The sequence below is a fragment of the Xanthomonas hortorum genome (genome assembly GCF_024339125.1).
Classification (GTDB): Bacteria; Pseudomonadota; Gammaproteobacteria; order Xanthomonadales; family Xanthomonadaceae; genus Xanthomonas; species Xanthomonas hortorum.
The window spans coordinates 1,507,305-1,523,941 of sequence record NZ_CP101417.1; the positions used below are offsets into that span (position 1 = coordinate 1,507,305).

The 16,637-nt window shown below is 59.0% G+C and carries 14 protein-coding genes and 6 pseudogenes; 9 read left to right on the forward strand and 11 right to left on the reverse strand.

What is annotated here, in order from left to right; genetic code table 11:
- Nucleotides 1–459: 459 nt before the first annotated feature.
- A complete protein-coding gene (locus NMB96_RS06355) occupies nt 460–792 on the reverse strand; it encodes a hypothetical protein (protein WP_183086954.1) in 333 nt (110 codons plus the stop codon).
- Between the two features lie 556 nt (nt 793–1,348).
- On the opposite strand from NMB96_RS06355, the gene NMB96_RS06360 reads away from it, so the two are divergent.
- Entirely contained in the window at nt 1,349–1,756 is a 408-nt protein-coding gene (locus NMB96_RS06360) for a hypothetical protein (RefSeq protein WP_104592032.1), read from the forward strand.
- Between the two features lie 34 nt (nt 1,757–1,790).
- A complete protein-coding gene (locus NMB96_RS06365; protein WP_023905258.1) occupies nt 1,791–2,945 on the forward strand; it encodes an XVIPCD domain-containing protein in 1,155 nt (384 codons plus the stop codon).
- Between the two features lie 114 nt (nt 2,946–3,059).
- On the opposite strand, the gene NMB96_RS06370 is transcribed toward NMB96_RS06365, so the two are convergent.
- From NMB96_RS06370 to NMB96_RS06390, 5 genes are all read right to left on the reverse strand, one after another.
- Nucleotides 3,060–3,392: a hypothetical protein gene (locus NMB96_RS06370; RefSeq protein WP_255086512.1), complete on the reverse strand. Its 333-nt coding sequence runs from the start codon at nt 3,390–3,392 to the stop codon at nt 3,060–3,062.
- Nucleotides 3,393–3,518: 126 nt separating this feature from the next.
- Nucleotides 3,519–4,265, reverse strand: a complete 747-nt coding sequence (locus NMB96_RS06375) for a RelA/SpoT domain-containing protein (protein ID WP_255086513.1) — start codon at nt 4,263–4,265, stop codon at nt 3,519–3,521.
- Between the two features lie 72 nt (nt 4,266–4,337).
- Nucleotides 4,338–5,318, reverse strand: coding sequence for an IS5 family transposase (locus NMB96_RS06380; RefSeq protein ID WP_183086593.1), 981 nt, complete (start codon nt 5,316–5,318; stop codon nt 4,338–4,340).
- A gap of 100 nt (nt 5,319–5,418) precedes the next feature.
- Entirely contained in the window at nt 5,419–6,423 is a 1,005-nt protein-coding gene (locus NMB96_RS06385) for a ParA family protein (RefSeq protein WP_084217961.1), read from the reverse strand.
- Nucleotides 6,424–6,484: 61 nt separating this feature from the next.
- On the reverse strand, nt 6,485–7,321 hold the full coding sequence (locus tag NMB96_RS06390) for a restriction endonuclease (RefSeq protein WP_255086514.1): 837 nt from the start codon (nt 7,319–7,321) through the stop codon (nt 6,485–6,487).
- A gap of 363 nt (nt 7,322–7,684) precedes the next feature.
- Here NMB96_RS06390 and NMB96_RS06395 point away from each other — a divergent pair.
- Nucleotides 7,685–8,416 (forward strand): annotated as a pseudogene (locus NMB96_RS06395) (pseudouridine synthase); the annotation flags it as partial.
- Between the two features lie 113 nt (nt 8,417–8,529).
- Here NMB96_RS06395 and NMB96_RS06400 read toward each other — a convergent pair.
- Nucleotides 8,530–9,510 (reverse strand): IS5 family transposase, encoded by a 981-nt coding sequence (locus tag NMB96_RS06400; protein WP_183086593.1) that lies wholly within the window; start codon nt 9,508–9,510, stop codon nt 8,530–8,532.
- Between the two features lie 60 nt (nt 9,511–9,570).
- Between NMB96_RS06400 and NMB96_RS06405 the strand changes: the two are divergent.
- From NMB96_RS06405 to NMB96_RS06415, 3 genes and pseudogenes are all read left to right on the forward strand, one after another.
- Nucleotides 9,571–9,744, forward strand: a pseudogene (locus NMB96_RS06405) (pseudouridylate synthase); the annotation flags it as partial.
- Between the two features lie 118 nt (nt 9,745–9,862).
- Nucleotides 9,863–10,192 carry a hypothetical protein gene (locus NMB96_RS06410; protein ID WP_023905802.1) on the forward strand — a complete coding sequence of 110 codons (330 nt, stop codon included), beginning with the start codon at nt 9,863–9,865 and terminating at the stop codon, nt 10,190–10,192.
- A gap of 115 nt (nt 10,193–10,307) precedes the next feature.
- Nucleotides 10,308–10,589: pseudogene (locus NMB96_RS06415) on the forward strand (DUF2306 domain-containing protein); the annotation flags it as partial.
- Here the strand turns inward: NMB96_RS06415 and NMB96_RS06420 are convergent.
- Nucleotides 10,589–10,857: pseudogene (locus tag NMB96_RS06420) on the reverse strand (integrase core domain-containing protein); the annotation flags it as partial. The pseudogenes NMB96_RS06415 and NMB96_RS06420 sit on opposite strands and share 1 nt — an antisense overlap.
- Before the next feature lie 548 nt (nt 10,858–11,405).
- Between NMB96_RS06420 and xopL the strand changes: the two are divergent.
- Nucleotides 11,406–13,031 carry a type III secretion system leucine-rich repeat domain-containing effector XopL gene (gene xopL / locus NMB96_RS06425; RefSeq protein ID WP_183086948.1) on the forward strand — a complete coding sequence of 542 codons (1,626 nt, stop codon included), beginning with the start codon at nt 11,406–11,408 and terminating at the stop codon, nt 13,029–13,031.
- A 128-nt stretch (nt 13,032–13,159) separates the two neighbouring features.
- On the opposite strand, the pseudogene NMB96_RS06430 reads toward xopL, so the two are convergent.
- A pseudogene (locus NMB96_RS06430) lies at nt 13,160–13,399 on the reverse strand (transposase); the annotation flags it as partial.
- A gap of 66 nt (nt 13,400–13,465) precedes the next feature.
- Between NMB96_RS06430 and NMB96_RS06435 the strand changes: the two are divergent.
- Nucleotides 13,466–14,309, forward strand: a pseudogene (locus tag NMB96_RS06435) (IS5 family transposase); the annotation flags it as partial.
- 122 nt (nt 14,310–14,431) lie between these two features.
- Here the strand turns inward: NMB96_RS06435 and NMB96_RS06440 are convergent.
- Nucleotides 14,432–15,190 carry a hypothetical protein gene (locus NMB96_RS06440; protein ID WP_343237631.1) on the reverse strand — a complete coding sequence of 253 codons (759 nt, stop codon included), beginning with the start codon at nt 15,188–15,190 and terminating at the stop codon, nt 14,432–14,434.
- A 205-nt stretch (nt 15,191–15,395) separates the two neighbouring features.
- Entirely contained in the window at nt 15,396–15,851 is a 456-nt protein-coding gene (locus NMB96_RS06445; protein WP_255086516.1) for a hypothetical protein, read from the reverse strand.
- A 302-nt stretch (nt 15,852–16,153) separates the two neighbouring features.
- Here NMB96_RS06445 and NMB96_RS06450 point away from each other — a divergent pair, with 302 nt between their 5' ends.
- A complete protein-coding gene (locus NMB96_RS06450; RefSeq protein WP_255086517.1) occupies nt 16,154–16,555 on the forward strand; it encodes an antitoxin Xre/MbcA/ParS toxin-binding domain-containing protein in 402 nt (133 codons plus the stop codon).
- Nucleotides 16,556–16,637 lie beyond the last annotated feature (82 nt).

Here is a 16,637-nt window from a genome sequence, read left to right on the forward strand (position 1 = left end):
GCGCAGCGTGAGCGTGCACAGGCAGGAACGCGCACGCTGATGCTTGGTGTGATCTTAAAAACCCGAGGTCAGGCGATCCGCCTGACCCCGTTCGCCGTCTGGCAGGCCGGGCGGCTTACTTGGCCTTCTTTTCCTGCTTGGCCGCGCGCTTTTCCTTCAGCGTCTTGGCCGGCTCTTTCTTCTGGCTCTTTTTCTGGTCCATCCCCTTGCTCATGACACCCTCGTAGTTGCTGGATTGATCGGTCGGGCAGCGCCATGACCCTGGCGTGCCTGCGCACTGTAAGGCTTGCGCGCGCTGGATGGCAGGGGAGAGCGGGCGGAGCGACGGGTGGTGCCTCAGGCTTGGCGTTCTTTGGAGGCAGGCGCCGGCCGATCGGCGCCGCCGGCAGAGCCACAAACGCAAAACGCCCGCGTGCGACGGTGAAGGTCGGCACGCGGGCGCTGGCGGCAGCGGCGGCCTTACTTGGCCGGCACGCGCTGGTACTGCTCGCCGCCGGTGTTGAGGTGGCCGTTAGCCTCGTCGATGGCGAAGTTCACCGTCTCGCCATCGTTGGTGACCTGCAGCGCCCCGTCCTTGTAGACCGCCGGGTAGCTCTCGGTCTTGGGCTTGCGGCTGAAGAACTTCGGCGTGGTGCTGCGGACCATGAAGGTCTCGCCATTGCGCTCGATGTCCATCGTCTCTTCCTGCGTCTGCACGTTGACCCAGTGGCCGACGAACTTCTCGCCCTCCACCTTGGCGCAACCGCTCACCAGCAGTGCCGCGGCCAGCGCGGTGCCCATCCACTTCATCATCGTGTGTTCTCCAGTTGAGTCTGCGGCGAGGATGGCGGGTGGGGGCTGTAGAAAGGGTTAAGGCGTATCGGTGACGGATCAAAAGTGAGCTGATCCGGCACGAATGCTCAGCCTGATCCGGCGCATCCCACCCCATGAAGCCGAGTGCAAGCGCCATCGACGGCCGGTAACGCGATTCGCGCAAGCGAGGATCATTTCGCCGTTGGGCGTTGGAGCTGCCGATACAAACGATACCGTGCAACGTCTGCAGACCATAAAAAGTTCGGGCCTCCCGACATGCTGTCGCCGTTGGCGGCAGCGCTTTGGTTATTCCAGGTGGATATTGCCGTGCTAGATTTCCACGACAGTTCTAGCGCGGGATAAAGAAATGGCCCTTCGCATTCGGGGATCACATGGTCTGCCATTTGGCTGGGGACATGCCGCCTTCCCGCGAGCAATCTTGTTGCCGCTTGGGCTACTGGCGTGCACCCTCCATTCGGGATGTGTTTCTAGCACTCCACGCAGTCACTCAGCTGTAGCAGCTACCAAGCCCCCCATTGAAACCAGGAGCAAAGACGTGACGGAACGCCTCAAGCAAGATGTGGATCGTTTGATCGGCACCGATTTCCAAGATGTCGCAGCACTCAGTGCCCAGCTTCAAACACAATTTGGCCCTCGTCAATCGCAAGAAGCGATGGTGGTGCGGGTCGGTGAGGGTGGTGTGCTGGCCGGTGCGGCCTTGCAGCGTATCGAGCTCCGTAGCACGCAGGACGCCCCTTCGCATGCGACGCTGGTGCTCGACTTTTCTGCGCCTGGCCCGGCGCTTGAGGATGTGCCTTGGCCAGATGCGCTGCTCTACCCGCCGCGGCCAGACGCAGCGGGTTCGAGCGCCTATTGGTCGCTTCAGAGGGGACAGGTCACCGTCATCCTTGGGCTGACTAAAGATCAGGCCAACCTAAGCTTTATTACAATCAGCAAGCAGTAAGTTGCTTAGCTGGACCCCTGCAAAGGAGTGCATGATGGAAAACACCGACGAGTCGAAATATCCCCAGCCACAGCAATCCACGCCATCGGCCGCGGCCGTGAAGCCGCCCTCGCCCCTATCAGATCCCGCGGTGATACCTTTCCTGCAACAGTCGCCGACACTTCAAGCAGGTATTGCGCAGCTCAATCGGGATAATGTCGGTGTTGTTTGGGGAGCCGCTGGTGCCGGAACTTATCTGGTTCCCCGCACGCAAGTGGTTATTGACGAAAATGCAATCGGGCAAGGTGCGCGCATCGCCCGTTCGCTCTCCCATGAAATTGGACACCATCGGTTTACCGAGCAGCCTGATCATTCCTCCAAACATGCGTATGTCACCAACATGCTGCGCGGCGAAGCTGCCGCAACACTCAGTAATGCGTTGGTCCGGCGTGAGATTCTGAATCATCAAGGCCCCGATATCGGTATCGCTGGTAGCGGTACGAGACCAAAGCAGTATGAAGCAATTGCTGATCAGCAGATGGCAGGCCAAATCACGCGTGATGCAGCGTTGAATCAGATTGCCCAGGTATTCAAGACTGAGCAGCCTTCCGTTGGGCCGAGTAAGACGTACGAGCAGTATTACGGCGACTATTACGACAAGCACGTTGCACCACTGCAGCGCAAAAACGGTAGGCCGGAGCCAGGGTCTGGTACGGATAGCCTCGTCAACGATGTGAAACAGGACTTGCCGAGCCGTGATTCACAAGCGCCATTGTCGGCAAGGCCATCTCTGCCAACGCAGCAGGATCACGCAGATCACGCGCTATACCAACAAATCAAAGGTGGCGTGGAAAAGCTCGATTCGCAGCATGGCCGGGAGTGGGATGCATCAAGTCAGCGCATGACGGCCAGCCTGCTCGTGCTAGCAAAGGAAGAAGGCCTGACGCGTGTGGACCATGTGCTGCTCAATAGCCCAACAGACAAGCTTGCGGCCGGAGAAAAGGTGTTTCTGGTGCAGGGTATTCAGAGCGACCCAGCGCACCTTCGTGCCGACATGGCCACGATGCAGGCGGTGCAAACACCTGAAAACCAATCGTTTGAGCGCGTGCAATCGATCAATCAAGCTCAATCGCAGGTGAGAGAGCAGCAGCAAGCGCTTGAGCAATCGCAACAGACAGTCACTCCGCTTGGGCCAACGATGACGCGTTGAGAGTGTTCGCGGACGTGCTTGCAAAGATATTGACAAACCGGCAGAGCCACAAACGCAAAACGCCCGCGTGCGACGGTGAAGGTCGGCACGCGGGCGCTGGCGACAGCGGTGGCCTTACTTGGCCGGCACGCGCTGGTACTGCTCGCCACCGGTGTTGAGGTGGCCGTTGGCCTCGTCGATGGCGAAGTTCACCGTCTCGCCATCGTTGCTGACCTGCAGCGCCCCGTCCTTGTAGATCGCCGGGTAGCTCTCGGTCTTGGGCTTGCGGCTGAAGAACTTCGGCGTGGTGCTGCGGACCATGAAGGTCTCGCCATTGCGCTCGATGTCCATCGTCTCTTCCTGCGTCTGCACGTTGACCCAGTGGCCGACGAACTTCTCGCCCTCCACCTTGGCGCAACCGCTCACCAGCAGTGCCGCGGCCAGCGCGGTGCCCATCCACTTCATCATTGTGTGTTCTCCAGTTGAGGCTGCGGCGAGGATGGCGGGTGGGGGATGTATGGAAGGTCAAGATCTCAAGAAATAGATCGAACGGCGCAAGTGTTCGGGAGCTATGCACTAACTTAATTTATATGCCTATTTTGATGCGGAAGATAAAGCCTTGCGACTATTAGTGGGTATCGATGAAGCTCCAGCTACAACGCTCAAACTAGCATTTAAAGTGTCGGCTTCCTCTCGCGATCGAATGATGGAATCAACCAACCGCCCGCCCGTTCCAACGAGCTTCGATAAAGCGCGTAGCTGTTCTCTACAAGCAATACTCTGTACGGGTCGTGGGTAATTCATAGAGTGGTCTACTTCACCCCAAATTTCTTCAAAAAGGGTTCGAACTTGGATCTCGCAACAAAGATCCGATTCTGCGCTGGGGCGAACTAGATAGTGGACTGATGTGTAAAAGGTAGGTCTAATTTCCGGATCGAAACCCAATCCTCGAAAAAATTCGTCGGCCTCTGGATCCCAGCTGAAAACCTTTGGGTCTTCTCCTAATACCCAATCGCCCGACTTGACCTGCGTCATAATCGCATCATGGATCGGCTTAAATTGGGCTGCGTGGATATGAAAAACACGTACTCCAGCAAGGTCCGTAATAAGCTCAAATATGTTTTCCCCAGAGACTGTAACCCCTAAATCCTTCTTCCTTTTTAATTTTCCGAGAAGGTTGTCTCTACCCTTAACTCTCAACTTGACTGAATGAACGTCCGTCGATAAAGTCGGATGGGAGACGAAAAACTGAAGAACAGTGTTGGCGAATAGTTTAATTCGATGTTCTTGATCGCTAAGGATGGTCTGATCAACGGCATCGGAGGATGAGCCTAACCACATCGACCAGGCTGACGGCGCTCAGATCCTCGATTTTTTTGCCGTTTCCGGCGCGTTTGCAGGGTGTTGCCCGGGTTACAGGCGCACGTTCCCCATCGTCGGCAGTAACTGCTTTCGCTTCATCCACAGGTTCGATAGCGCAAACAAGGTCAGCACCTGCGCGGTGTTCTTGGCCAGGCCGCGATAGCGGACCTTGGTGTAGCCGAACTGGCGCTTGATCACCCGGAATGGATGCTCCACCTTCGCGCGCACACTGGCCTTGAAGTGTTCCCAACGTCTTTCCCGAGCACGCTCGCGTTTGTTGCCGAGGGCTTGCATCGTCGAGGGCCTGGCGGCGATGAAGAATGCAGCCTTGCAGGCCTGCAGTTCTTCGCGTTTGTCCGCACCGGTGTAGCCGCTATCGCCGAACACGCTGTCTTCTTTGCCATGCAGCAACGTGTGCATCACCGTGACATCGGCGACGTTGGCGGCTGTGCAATGGACGTGGTGCACCAACCCGGAAAATTCATCCACGCCGATGTGCGCCTTCATCCCGAAATACCACTGATTGCCCTTCTTGGTCTGATGCATCTCAGGGTCGCGCGCGTTGTCGGCATTCTTGGTCGAACTGGGCGCCGCGATCAGCGTCGCATCGACGATCGTGCCCGACCGCAGGCTCTGGCCCTTGCGCGCCAGATGCGCGTTGACCGCTTCCAGCATCCGCGCGGCAAGGCCATGGGTCTCCAGCAGGCGCCGAAAGTTGAGAATCGTGGTCTCGTCCGGAACGTTGTCCAAGCCACCGAGCTGGGCAAACCGCCGCAAGGTCGGGATCTCGTGCAGTGCTTCTTCCATCGCCGGATCGCTCAGCGCATACCACTGCTGCAGCAGATGAATCCGCAACATCGTCGCCAGTGCGTACGGCTGCCGACCTGGCCGGCCCGATACCGGATAGTGCGGCGCGATCAGACCGAGCAGTTGCTGCCACGGAACCACCTGCTCCATCTCGGCCAGAAAGATCTCGCGCCGGGTCTGCTTGCGCTTGCCCAGGCCCTCAGCGTCACCGAACGTCAGTTGCATGGATCACTCCTCAACATCAGGCGGGTAGTGTCGCGTATCTGTGGTGCGTTGTTCAGAGGTTCCCTAAATGCTTTTAATGCCGATTTGTGTGCTTTTGAAATCATTTTTTCCCTCCCGTTCGAGTCATGACTTCATGGGCTATTTTGTCGAAGACTTGGCCAGCCTTTACAATCTGAGAATTATGCCCTGGATTGACCTTTCCTTTTAATTCGCTAAAAGGAAGCTTTAATTTTTGTGCATCAGCGGCAAGAGACTGAAAGTGTTTTATTTCGCCAAATTTATAAGGAGGGTTGATGTGGAAATCCTCACCTAAAGTGGCCAGAACATCTACGACCCGTTGCTTTACACGAGGACCAATTTTTGATTCCCAATGTTCATGGGGCTTTGCACTTTTCCCTCCTGTTTTTACTTTGTAAGCGGAGGCCACATAGCCCAAGAACTTCGGTCGTCCTTGCAATAAGGTTGCTTTAGATGAGTCGGACGCGAGCGACTTAACGGTATTCCAATCTGAAATCCACCTGTGAAGTGACTTTCCAACTGCGCCTAGTGCTCGAAGTGAGAAAAGATCAGATCCCACCGGGGCTAGAAAATAATCGGAATCAAGAAGTATCGCCCTATTTAATGGGCCCACGTTTGGGCCCACATCAAAGAGGACGTAATCAGCGCCATAATCAGTAGCAACTTTGTTGACCAGCCTGGATAGTGCCCCCATTACATCGTACCCGCGACTCTTTCGTGCAAAAGAATCCGTCCACGCAGCCGGAAGCTCTTCCTCATATTGCGATATCAAAACATCTCCGGCGAGGAGTAAGACATTTTTATATATTTCCAGCACGTCTATGTCTGCGATATCACCTCGGCCAAGCACAATAGGCTTGATTCCATCCCAAATTGTGGTTGATCCTTTGTCTTCTTCACTTTTGCGGAGATAACTATCGAGCTCGCTTTCTTCTAGGCAGAAGGCCGAGAGATTGCACTGTGGATCAGCATCAACCATAAGGACCTTCGCGCCTGCCTTTGCGATAGCAGTGGCGAGATTAATCGTTATTGTTGTTTTTCCAACGCCGCCCTTGTTGTTAAAAAGAGCGATTTTTTTAAATGACATGATTCGCGTCGCCTATTTTTATGTCAGTGATCATTTTAAGAAGAAGCAAGGTCAGGTTCACTTACGCAGTCCCTCTGCACTTAGGGAATTGGCTGCAGCCTAGGAATTCTTGGCTAGTGCCCCGATTTCTTCTCCGCACAAGCGCACTGCCGCAACGCGGGCAGCTTGGGGTGGTGATGTTTGCAGAGGCTGTGGACTCAGCCGAAGCAAAAACAGGTTCGACGCGCGCTGCTGGTTGTGTCGATTGTGTAGTCGCCTGTTGTTGCATCGCTCGTATCATTTCCAAGAGCTGTTCACCGCCGATCAGTTCAATCGGCTTGCCTTGGGCGAAGCGCTCTGCGTCCTTCGTGTAGGTGCCGATGCAGGCGATCTTGACCGCGTGAGCCTGGTGATGGGCGAGCAGACCGAACATTTCACGCACGACGCTGACGCCAACTTGCTGGCGTTTCCACTGTTTGCATTGCACCAGCGTGCGGCGGCCGTCCTTGCGCAGGATCAGGTCGATGCCGCCGTCGGCGCCGCCCAGGCCTGTTTCTTCGACGCTGTAGCCCTGGCGGCGAAAGGCTTCGCCCACCAACAGTTCGAACTGGCGCCAGCCGCCGGCGGCCAGGCTCTCCAGGCTTGTGCGTGTTTCCAGAAAGCGCCGCCGGCTGCGTGTGCCCAGATAGGAGAGCAGCGCAGCAAGCCAGCAGACGCCGAGCAGCGTCCACGCCAATGGCGCGAACATTCCACTCGATTGCTGTGCGAAGCCTTGCGACAGCATTCCGCCCTGGTGAGAGAACCACCAGCCGATGCCGTAGCGCACCAGCAGATACGCAGCGATTCCCATAACGAAACCGACCGGCCACGGCAATGCGGCCAACGCTTCGAATCCACCCTGTTTCTTTCTGCGTCCCATGCCAGAACCCCGTTCCCAGTTTGAACATAGCCGTTGAAAAGGGTTTTGTCAGCAGACCATGCGCGCCGTTGCGATCAATGCCTCATCAACACTCGGCACGACGCGTGCGCATGCAAAGAGGTGTGATCTTCGTGCCGACGCTTGAGTTCGCTTGCGCGTCCTTTAGTGCAGCTGCTTGCCAATCAACGCGATGAAGCGGGCTGCGGTAGTGTTCGCTGTGTACGCTTCCCAGTTATGCATGCAATGCGTAGCGCTCGAAAGTCTCTTTCTCGGAGTGAAGTGCCGATACATCACTGCGGAGAGAATCGACGCGACAAGGTACGATCCCAGCCAATCTGCTTGAGTACGCTTTCTGCTGTCGCCATGTCTGCTCCTCGCCCGACCCTCGATGGCACTCCTGCCAGCCAGTTCCAGCTCCCGTCCGGCCCGTGGCGCACGGTGTTGGAGGCGCTATGCGCGTGTTTTCCTGGGGTGGATGCTGCCACTTGGCATGGCCGCTTCGCGCGTGGGCGCGTACTGGATGCGCAGCAGCAGGCATTGGATATCGCCGCACCGTATCGGCTTGGTGCGGAGATCTATTACTTCCGCGAAGTAGCGGATGAGCCGATCATCACGGCAACGGAAACGGTGTTGCATGCAGACGCGCATATTGTCGTGGCCTGCAAGCCGCATTTCCTACCCGTGGTCCCAGCCGGTGCGTACGTGCACCAGACGCTGTTGGCCCGTTTGGTGCGCCGCTTCGATAATCCCGCGTTGGTGCCGCTGCACCGCATTGATCGCGATACTGCGGGGCTGGTTTTGTTTTCTGCTAACGCTGCAACACGCGGGATCTACCAAGCGTTATTCCGCGAGCGACGCATCCGCAAACACTATCTGGCGGCCGCACCGCCGCTGCCGGGACTGACGTTTCCGTATGTGCATCGCAGCCGGCTGGAGCCGGGCGAGCCGTTCTTCCGCATGCGCGAGGGCGTGGGTGAGCCGAACAGCGAGACGGTGATCGATGTGGTGGCGCGCGGCGCAGACATGTGGACCTATCGGCTGGAGCCGGTCACCGGCCGCAAGCACCAGTTGCGTGTGCATATGACCGCACTAGGGATGGTCTGATCAACGGCATCGGAGGATGAGCCTAACCACATCGACCAGGCTGACGGCGCTCAGATCCTCGATTTTTTTGCCGTTTCCGGCGCGTTTGCAGGGTGTTGCCCGGGTTACAGGCGCACGTTCCCCATCGTCGGCAGTAACTGCTTTCGCTTCATCCACAGGTTCGATAGCGCAAACAAGGTCAGCACCTGCGCGGTGTTCTTGGCCAGGCCGCGATAGCGGACCTTGGTGTAGCCGAACTGGCGCTTGATCACCCGGAATGGATGCTCCACCTTCGCGCGCACGCTGGCCTTGAAGTGTTCCCAACGTCTTTCCCGAGCACGCTCGCGTTTGTTGCCGAGGGCTTGCATCGTCGAGGGCCTGGCGGCGATGAAGAATGCAGCCTTGCAGGCCTGCAGTTCTTCGCGTTTGTCCGCACCGGTGTAGCCGCTATCGCCGAACACGCTGTCTTCTTTGCCATGCAGCAACGTGTGCATCACCGTGACATCGGCGACGTTGGCGGCTGTGCAATGGACGTGGTGCACCAACCCGGAAAATTCATCCACGCCGATGTGCGCCTTCATCCCGAAATACCACTGATTGCCCTTCTTGGTCTGATGCATCTCAGGGTCGCGCGCGTTGTCGGCATTCTTGGTCGAACTGGGCGCCGCGATCAGCGTCGCATCGACGATCGTGCCCGACCGCAGGCTCTGGCCCTTGCGCGCCAGATGCGCGTTGACCGCTTCCAGCATCCGCGCGGCAAGGCCATGGGTCTCCAGCAGGCGCCGAAAGTTGAGAATCGTGGTCTCGTCCGGAACGTTGTCCAAGCCACCGAGCTGGGCAAACCGCCGCAAGGTCGGGATCTCGTGCAGTGCTTCTTCCATCGCCGGATCGCTCAGCGCATACCACTGCTGCAGCAGATGAATCCGCAACATCGTCGCCAGTGCGTACGGCTGCCGACCTGGCCGGCCCGATACCGGATAGTGCGGCGCGATCAGACCGAGCAGTTGCTGCCACGGAACCACCTGCTCCATCTCGGCCAGAAAGATCTCGCGCCGGGTCTGCTTGCGCTTGCCCAGGCCCTCAGCGTCACCGAACGTCAGTTGCATGGATCACTCCTCAACATCAGGCGGGTAGTGTCGCGTATCTGTGGTGCGTTGTTCAGAGGTTCCCTAGGGGCGCCGATCCTGTATGACCGCTTTTATCCAGAGCTGGAAGAGCAGCGGCCTGATGATCCGGAACGGCCGCTGCAGTTATTCGCGCATACGCTGGCGTTTGATGACCCGATCACTGGTGAGCCTCGGCGCTTTACCGCGACGGTCGAACCGACAAAATCGACTTGAGGCGCTAACCTCTACTTCGCTAAAAAATCGGGTGAAATATCTGGTTTTCAGATATCCGAAAGAGAGCATTACGCTGGCTTTGCGGACATCCCGTCCGCTTACGTCGAGGACGGACGCCATGACTGCTTCGAAAGCCTTTTCGACTACCGCTCGGCGACGCGCCACGCCAGCGACCAAGCTGCAAACGCACGAAGAGCCCTTCACCTTCGGCGTCACCCTGCAGCAGATCGACCAGTTCCATACGCTGCTGCGCACGATCACTGCGCAGAGCGACATGGTGGCGGTGTGCAGCGGCAAGCCGCTGGACGCCACCAGCCTGTCGGTTCTGGGCGAGAGCATCTTCAACGCCGCCCGCGCGGTACGCGGCGTGGTCGACGAGATCTACGAGCAGCGGCTCGGTAGCGACGGTGTTGATCCGGTGTCGCACGCAATGCAGCGCCAGGCGTAAGTCTTCCCCCCGCGCCGCACCTACGATCGCGCCCACGCTCCTGCTGCATGTCCATGCTAGCGTTCCGCTGCCGAGAGCAGGCTGGCCGAAGGAGCGGGGCATGCGGGTCGATCCGATGCGCGAAGGTGTCGAGGTAGCGGGTAGCAGGCCGTTTGCCCGAGTGGCGTGGGGGCTGCTGTGGCTTGCGCTGGCCGCGTTCGCGGCCGAGTTCGTGCGCCACGTGTACCTGAAGTACGCCGCGCTGGAGTCGCCGGCATACGCCATGTTCCTGACCCGGCGCGGCTGGATGTGGTGCCACCTGGGTGGCGGTGCCGCTGGCATCGCCCTGGGCACGTTGCAGTTCGCCACGCAACGCTGGCGCAAGCAGGCATGGGTGCACCGTCGGGTTGGGCATGCCTAGGTGTTCAGTCCCGGCATTAGATGGATCGGATCCACCTTGAACCGCACGGGTTCGGATGTCCACTGCTTGCAGATGAATTCGTACGGTGTCAGACCCTTCAGGGCTTTGAGCCTGCGACCGTAGTTGTAGGCGTCGATGAAGTTGGCCAAATGCTCTTGCAGTTGTGCGTGATCGTCGTAATGGAAGCGTTGACAGTGGCTTCCTTGATCGTCCGATTCATCCGCTCAACCTGCCCGGTGGTCCACGCGGGATGCTCGGCTGCAGTGCGTAGAGACAGTCGTCCAGCGGCAGCAACGTGTGCTTGCGGAAAGCGACAATCGCTGCCTCATCCGCAACGGACAACACGGTCGTGGTGGCGCTCCCATGCAGAACCTGGCCCATCGTGCTTCCTTCCATTCGAGGGAAAATAATGCACCATCAAAACCTGGGATCAAACAGAGGTGATAGTGTCGCGTATCTGTGGTGCGTTGTTCAGAGCTTCCCTAAACACCTGTCGTGCGTGCCGGGACTTCGCCATACCGATGAAGTCTTCGCGCTACGCCTGTGATGCAATGCGCCCTGGCTCGATAATGGTGCGTGTCATCACTGCATCTAATCAGGACTGGCATGCCTCGGATCACAAGCTTTTTCACGCGACAAACGCCAGTGGACAATCCGCAACGTGCCCAATCGCCTGTCGGCGCAGTCAGGAACGAGCGGACACCGCCGGCAGACCAAACGCAGCGCGCGCCTGGCCCGCTCAGCGGCCTGTCTCGACGCCAGCCTAACGCGGGGGCACGAAGCGAGACATCCAGGCCGCGACTCGCTGCGGATGTGCTTGAATTTGATGAGCTTGGTGCATCGTTGGAGTCGTCCGAAATACCGCAGCTGGATCCCAGCGAACGCAGGCGGTTCAATGTTGATACGAGCGCGTCTGCGCAGCTTGTGTCAGCGGGCGGCCGGGTCCTGCAACGCACTACGCGGCTTCGCTCTTACGAAAGTGTGCTCTTGGAGTGGCGCGACCAATGCGCGGCAAACGCCGACCAATGGCGCGAGGCCTGGATTTCCGCCAACGAACGCGTGACCGGCGCGGAGTTAAATCTTGAATCCGCACTGGAAATAAGCGCGGCACATCTAGCGAGTGCAGCGTCGCACAACGTTGCATCGTTGAATCTCTTATGCCTTCCACTGCCACGATTCCCGGAGCAGACTTTCCGCTTTGGGCATCTTCAAAACATGAGCATCGCCGGCGCGGGCTTGTTGGAACTTCCCGAATCCATCAGTGACCTGGCGAACTTGCGGACCTTGACGTTGAGTCAAAATCCGATTGGCGCGTTGCCTGCGTCCATTTCCAGGCTGGGGGAATTGCAAAAGCTCACCATCTTCAGCTGCCCCAACCTGACCGAACTCCCCGAACATCTTGCAATTCGCAACACTGCTGGCCAGCGCGAAGGATTGGTCAAGCTGCGGAAGCTGAAGCTGTCGCGCACAGGAATCCGCTCTCTCCCGTCATCGCTCAGATACCTGAAAGACCTGACCCACCTAAAAATCAACTACTCGCCACTTGCCGTACTCAACATGGACATTCATAGCCTACCCCTGCTGGAAGAGGTTGATCTGCGCGGCTGCACGGAGTTACGCCATTACCCTCCGATTTCGCGACAGCAGTGGTCGCTTAAGAAACTCAGCCTGCAGGACTGCAGCTCTCTGCAAACGCTGCCGTCGAATATTAACGAACTGACGAATCTGCAAGAGCTCGACCTGCGCGGCTGCAACAACCTGCGCGAACTGCCGCCCAGCATTTCCCGGCTGCCTGCCTATTGCACGATCCGTGCGCCAGCACATTTGCAAGCTTCACTTGACCAACTCCGACTTGACCAACTCCGACTTGACCAACTCCGACGGCGCGCGGGCCCTTCCACTCCCCAGGTTGCCGGCGCCTTGTCCTCCGCGGCCAGGCCCAGACACGACGATCCGGCAATCATGCAAGCGCGTCAGGCGATCGAAGATACCGTTTACGCTCTGTTCGCAGCGATCGACGAAGACAGGAATCCTTTCGTCGAGAACGCTCCGTATTTCATTCCAGAAAAGCTTGAGGAGGGAACTCCCATCGTCCTTGGCGCAGTGGATGGGATCCAACAAATGCTCAAAGAAAGCAGCGACAAGGTGTTTAAGGACAAGCTCATCGATTTAGCAAATAGTCTGCAAAAAAGTTCCATTCCGAATCCTTGGAAGGCGTCTGACCGGCTTCACGCGGGCGAACGTAAAGCATTTGTTAATTCGCATCTTGGCACCTTCAACAAGGATTCTCCGATCAACGGAGTCAGTCTCTACAAAGCGGCTCAGATGTGGAAGACCCGCGAACTGCTCGTCCACAACGATCCAACAAACCGCGATTTCCTCCCGTCTATTCCAGTGTATCCCCCCAAGGAACAAGCGACTGACGCTTCTGAGAGTTAGGAAGGTCTGAACAACAGATCAGACCTCCCAAATTCCAGTTTCACGCATGTCAGAGGCGCGCAAAATGCTGCGTACGATGCGATTGCTGCAACGTTCTGGCGGCTTTGGCTGCCGCCAGGCAGTATTCCCCCCCTGGCAGGCAGCAATTGCCAGCGCACCATCCACAGGTTAGACAGCGCAAACAACGTCAGCACCTGCGCCGCGTTCTTGGCCAGGCCGTGATAGCGGACCTTGGTGTAACCAAACTGCCGCTTGATCACCCGGAACGGATGTTCCACCTTGGCGCGTACGCTGGCTTTGAAGTGTTCCCAACGCGCTTCTCGAGCACGCTCACGTTTGTTGCCAATGGCTTGCATCGTCGAGCGTTTAGGGAAGGTCTGAACAAAGCAGTCTGATCTGCGACAATCGATCAACGAACCGAGCGGACGATTTCGATGCAGCTGACCTTCGGCGACGCGGAGTACCACGGCAAGCGCAAGCAGACGCGGCGCGAGGTGTTTCTGGCCGAGATGGATCAGGTGGTGCCGTGGAAGGACCTGCTGGCGCTGATCGAACCGCATTATCCCAAGTCGGGGCAGCCGGGGCGACAGCCGTATCGGCTGGAGATGATGCTGCGCATCCACTTTCTGCAGCAGTGGTACGCATTGAGCGATCCATCGGCGGAAGAAGCCCTGTACGACACGGTGTCGATGCGCCGTTTCGCGAAGATCGGCGGCCTGGATGAGGTGCCGGACGAGACCACGATTCTCACTTCCGCCAGTTGCTGGAGCAACACGATTTGGCGCGCAAGCTGTTTAACCGGGTCAACACGCACCTGTCGCGCAAAGGGCAGAGCCTGCGCGGCGGGAAGATCGTAGACGCCACGATCATTTCAGCGCCCGGTTCGACCAAGAACCAGGACGGCAAGCGCGACCGGGAGATGCACCAGACCAAGAAGGGCAATCGGTATACTTCGGGATGAAAGCGCATATCGGTGTGGACGATGTGTCCGGGTTGGTGCACCACGTGGGATGCACGGCGGCCAACGTCGCCGATATCACGCAGGCGCACAAGCTGCTGCATGGCAAGGAAGACACGCTCAGCGGAGATAGCGGTTACACGGGTCTGGAGAAGCGTGCGGAGATGGCGCGAAAGCGCAAGTCGCGCTACCTGATTGCAGAGAAGCCGTCCAAGCTCAAGCAGATCAAGAACGCGCCCCAGTTGCAGTGGACCAAGCGCTGGGAGCACACCAAGGCCAGCCTGCGGGCGAAGGTAGAACATCCATTTCGGGTGATCAAGCCTTGTGGGCGAGGTAGTTCCAATACAACTCGCGATTCTCCTGCCGCGCATAGGCAGAAAGAATCCGAAGATCGTCTTGTGTCAGTTCTGGCATGCATCACCTCCTTGTCGCTGGCAAGCGGTCAGGTGCCGGCGGGCGCCGGCATGAAGTCTTTCAATACACTCCGCGCGCGGTCCTGGATCTTCTTCCAGTCCTTCAATGCAACGCGCACATAGTTGATTTCCACTGCGACCTTCATCTCCGGAATGACGAACACGTGCGCGCAGGTGGGAAGTTCCCGCTCTTTGCTGCGCACAAGCGTGCCCTCGCGGAACTCCACGCCCGACGGTTCGACCTCGCGGGACGTGCACTTGATGATGGTGTCGATGTTCCCTTTTGCGTCGCGGCTGACATACCAGTCCTTGTAGTAGCTTGCCTCCATGATGGAATTGGACGGTTTCAGCCCTTGCGCCAGATAGTGCTCGCGGTACGCAGCGACGTTGGCGTAGTACGGCGTGAGCCCGTCTTTTTCTTCTCCCTTGATGCGCGTGTTGATATCCGCTTCTGGGGTGTCCTGTGTTGCGCCGTCCGGCGTGTACTGCCGCCGAAGAAATGCATCGGAGTCCACGCGGTCGAGGTAGCGATAGCCGATATTGACGGTGCGGGTGGCCACATCCAGCTTCAGGTGGGCACGCTCGCCAGGAGCGAATGCGTTCAACTCCGGGTATTCCAGATACAGCCCGAAGCTGCCATCGAAGTTCGGCCCCATCTGGTCGTCGAAATAGTTGGCGGGAATCTCCAACTTGTACGGACCCAGGCACGCCTCCATGACCGGTGGCGGGCTGGTGCCGGGGTCTTGCGGGCCGCCACGTTGCCGGACGCATCCTTGTTCGTTGGTCATGGTGTTGGCGCCTGTTTGCGTTGCGCTGCAGCCCGGAACGGAGAAGCCCAGTGCCATGCATGCAAGCCCGGCCAAGGCCAGTGGGTGTCTCATGCATCCTCCTGCGCAGCATGCTGGAGTTGAGTATAGGCAGAGCCCGGACTGCAAGCGACGCAACTACATTGCGTGCAGCCGGGCGAATCGGTACCGCTATCGCGCGTCAGCCTCAACGCACCTTGTACAACACCGCCGCACCCGGCCTGGGCTCGAACATCGGCACGGTCTGCTGCTTGAGCGCGGTGCCCTTGGCGTCCCACACCAGGGTCTCGACAGGATAGTCCTCGTTGCGGGTCATGTTGCCGATCTGCTGGACGATCACCGCCGAGCTGGCGGCCACCTCCGGGTTCCAGGCGAACACGCCCAGGCGGCCGTAGAACACTGCCGGCGCGGCGGCATCGAGGCGGCGGTCGGGGCACATGACCAGGCCGCGTTCCAGCATCACCCGCAGCGCGCCAACGGGCACGGCCTTGACGGTGGGCGAGGTGCGGTCGGTGCTGTGGCCGGGGCAGACATTGGCCGAGCGGGTGAGCATGTCTTCGACCACCTGGCGGTCGGGTTGGGCCAGGGCCGGCAGGGCGGCGGTGGACAGGGCAAGCACGGTGAGAGCGGATTTCCAGGGCATCTGACAACTCCTCATGAGGTGACACTCCAATACTGCAGCCCTGCGGGCGGGCTGCTGCCAGTGACGCGCCCGGATGCTAGCAATCCGGGCGTTAAACACTGCGAACAGTGGCGCCGCCCTTCGGCAGGCGCACCCCACCAGCAACCGGCTGTCGAAGCCGTCGCCAGGTCAGCAACGCCGCACATCCGGCCGGTGCGGAATGTAACGGCTGCTGACGCTCACATCGGCTGTCAGGAGACTCCTGATTGAGCGGCGAGGGCGGGGCAGATAGCGTGCGCGCTATCACATCGTTGGACTGCTTTATGGAACGTGCCGACCTCATTGCATCACTGCTCACCGGCATGCGGCGTGCCGAAGATTTCCGTGCGCAGGCGTCGATCTACAGCACCGCGCACAGCCAGCAGATGGAGGTGGATCACGGCAAGGCCGCCGACGCCGAGCTGGTGCTGTCGCTGTTCGCCTTCACGCCTGAGCACCTCAGGCTACTGGGCAGCGCCGGCATCGAGGCCCTGGGCGAGATCGTCTGCCACGCCTGGGCCTTGAACGGTGGCAATGACGAGGCGCTGATCGGCTGGTTCCGCAAGCCCATGAACGCGCTGGACGGGCAGACGCCCGCCGCCCTGGTGCGCGGCGGCCGCCTGCAGGTGCTGCTGCTGGTGCTCAGGCAGCAGCTGGAGTGGGAGTTGCCCAAGCGCTCGGCCTGAGTAGCGGCACTGCCGGCCGCCGCGCTCTGGCGTGTGCATGGCCGGCCCGCCGATCGACGGCGCCGTCCGTGCGTGGGCGCGC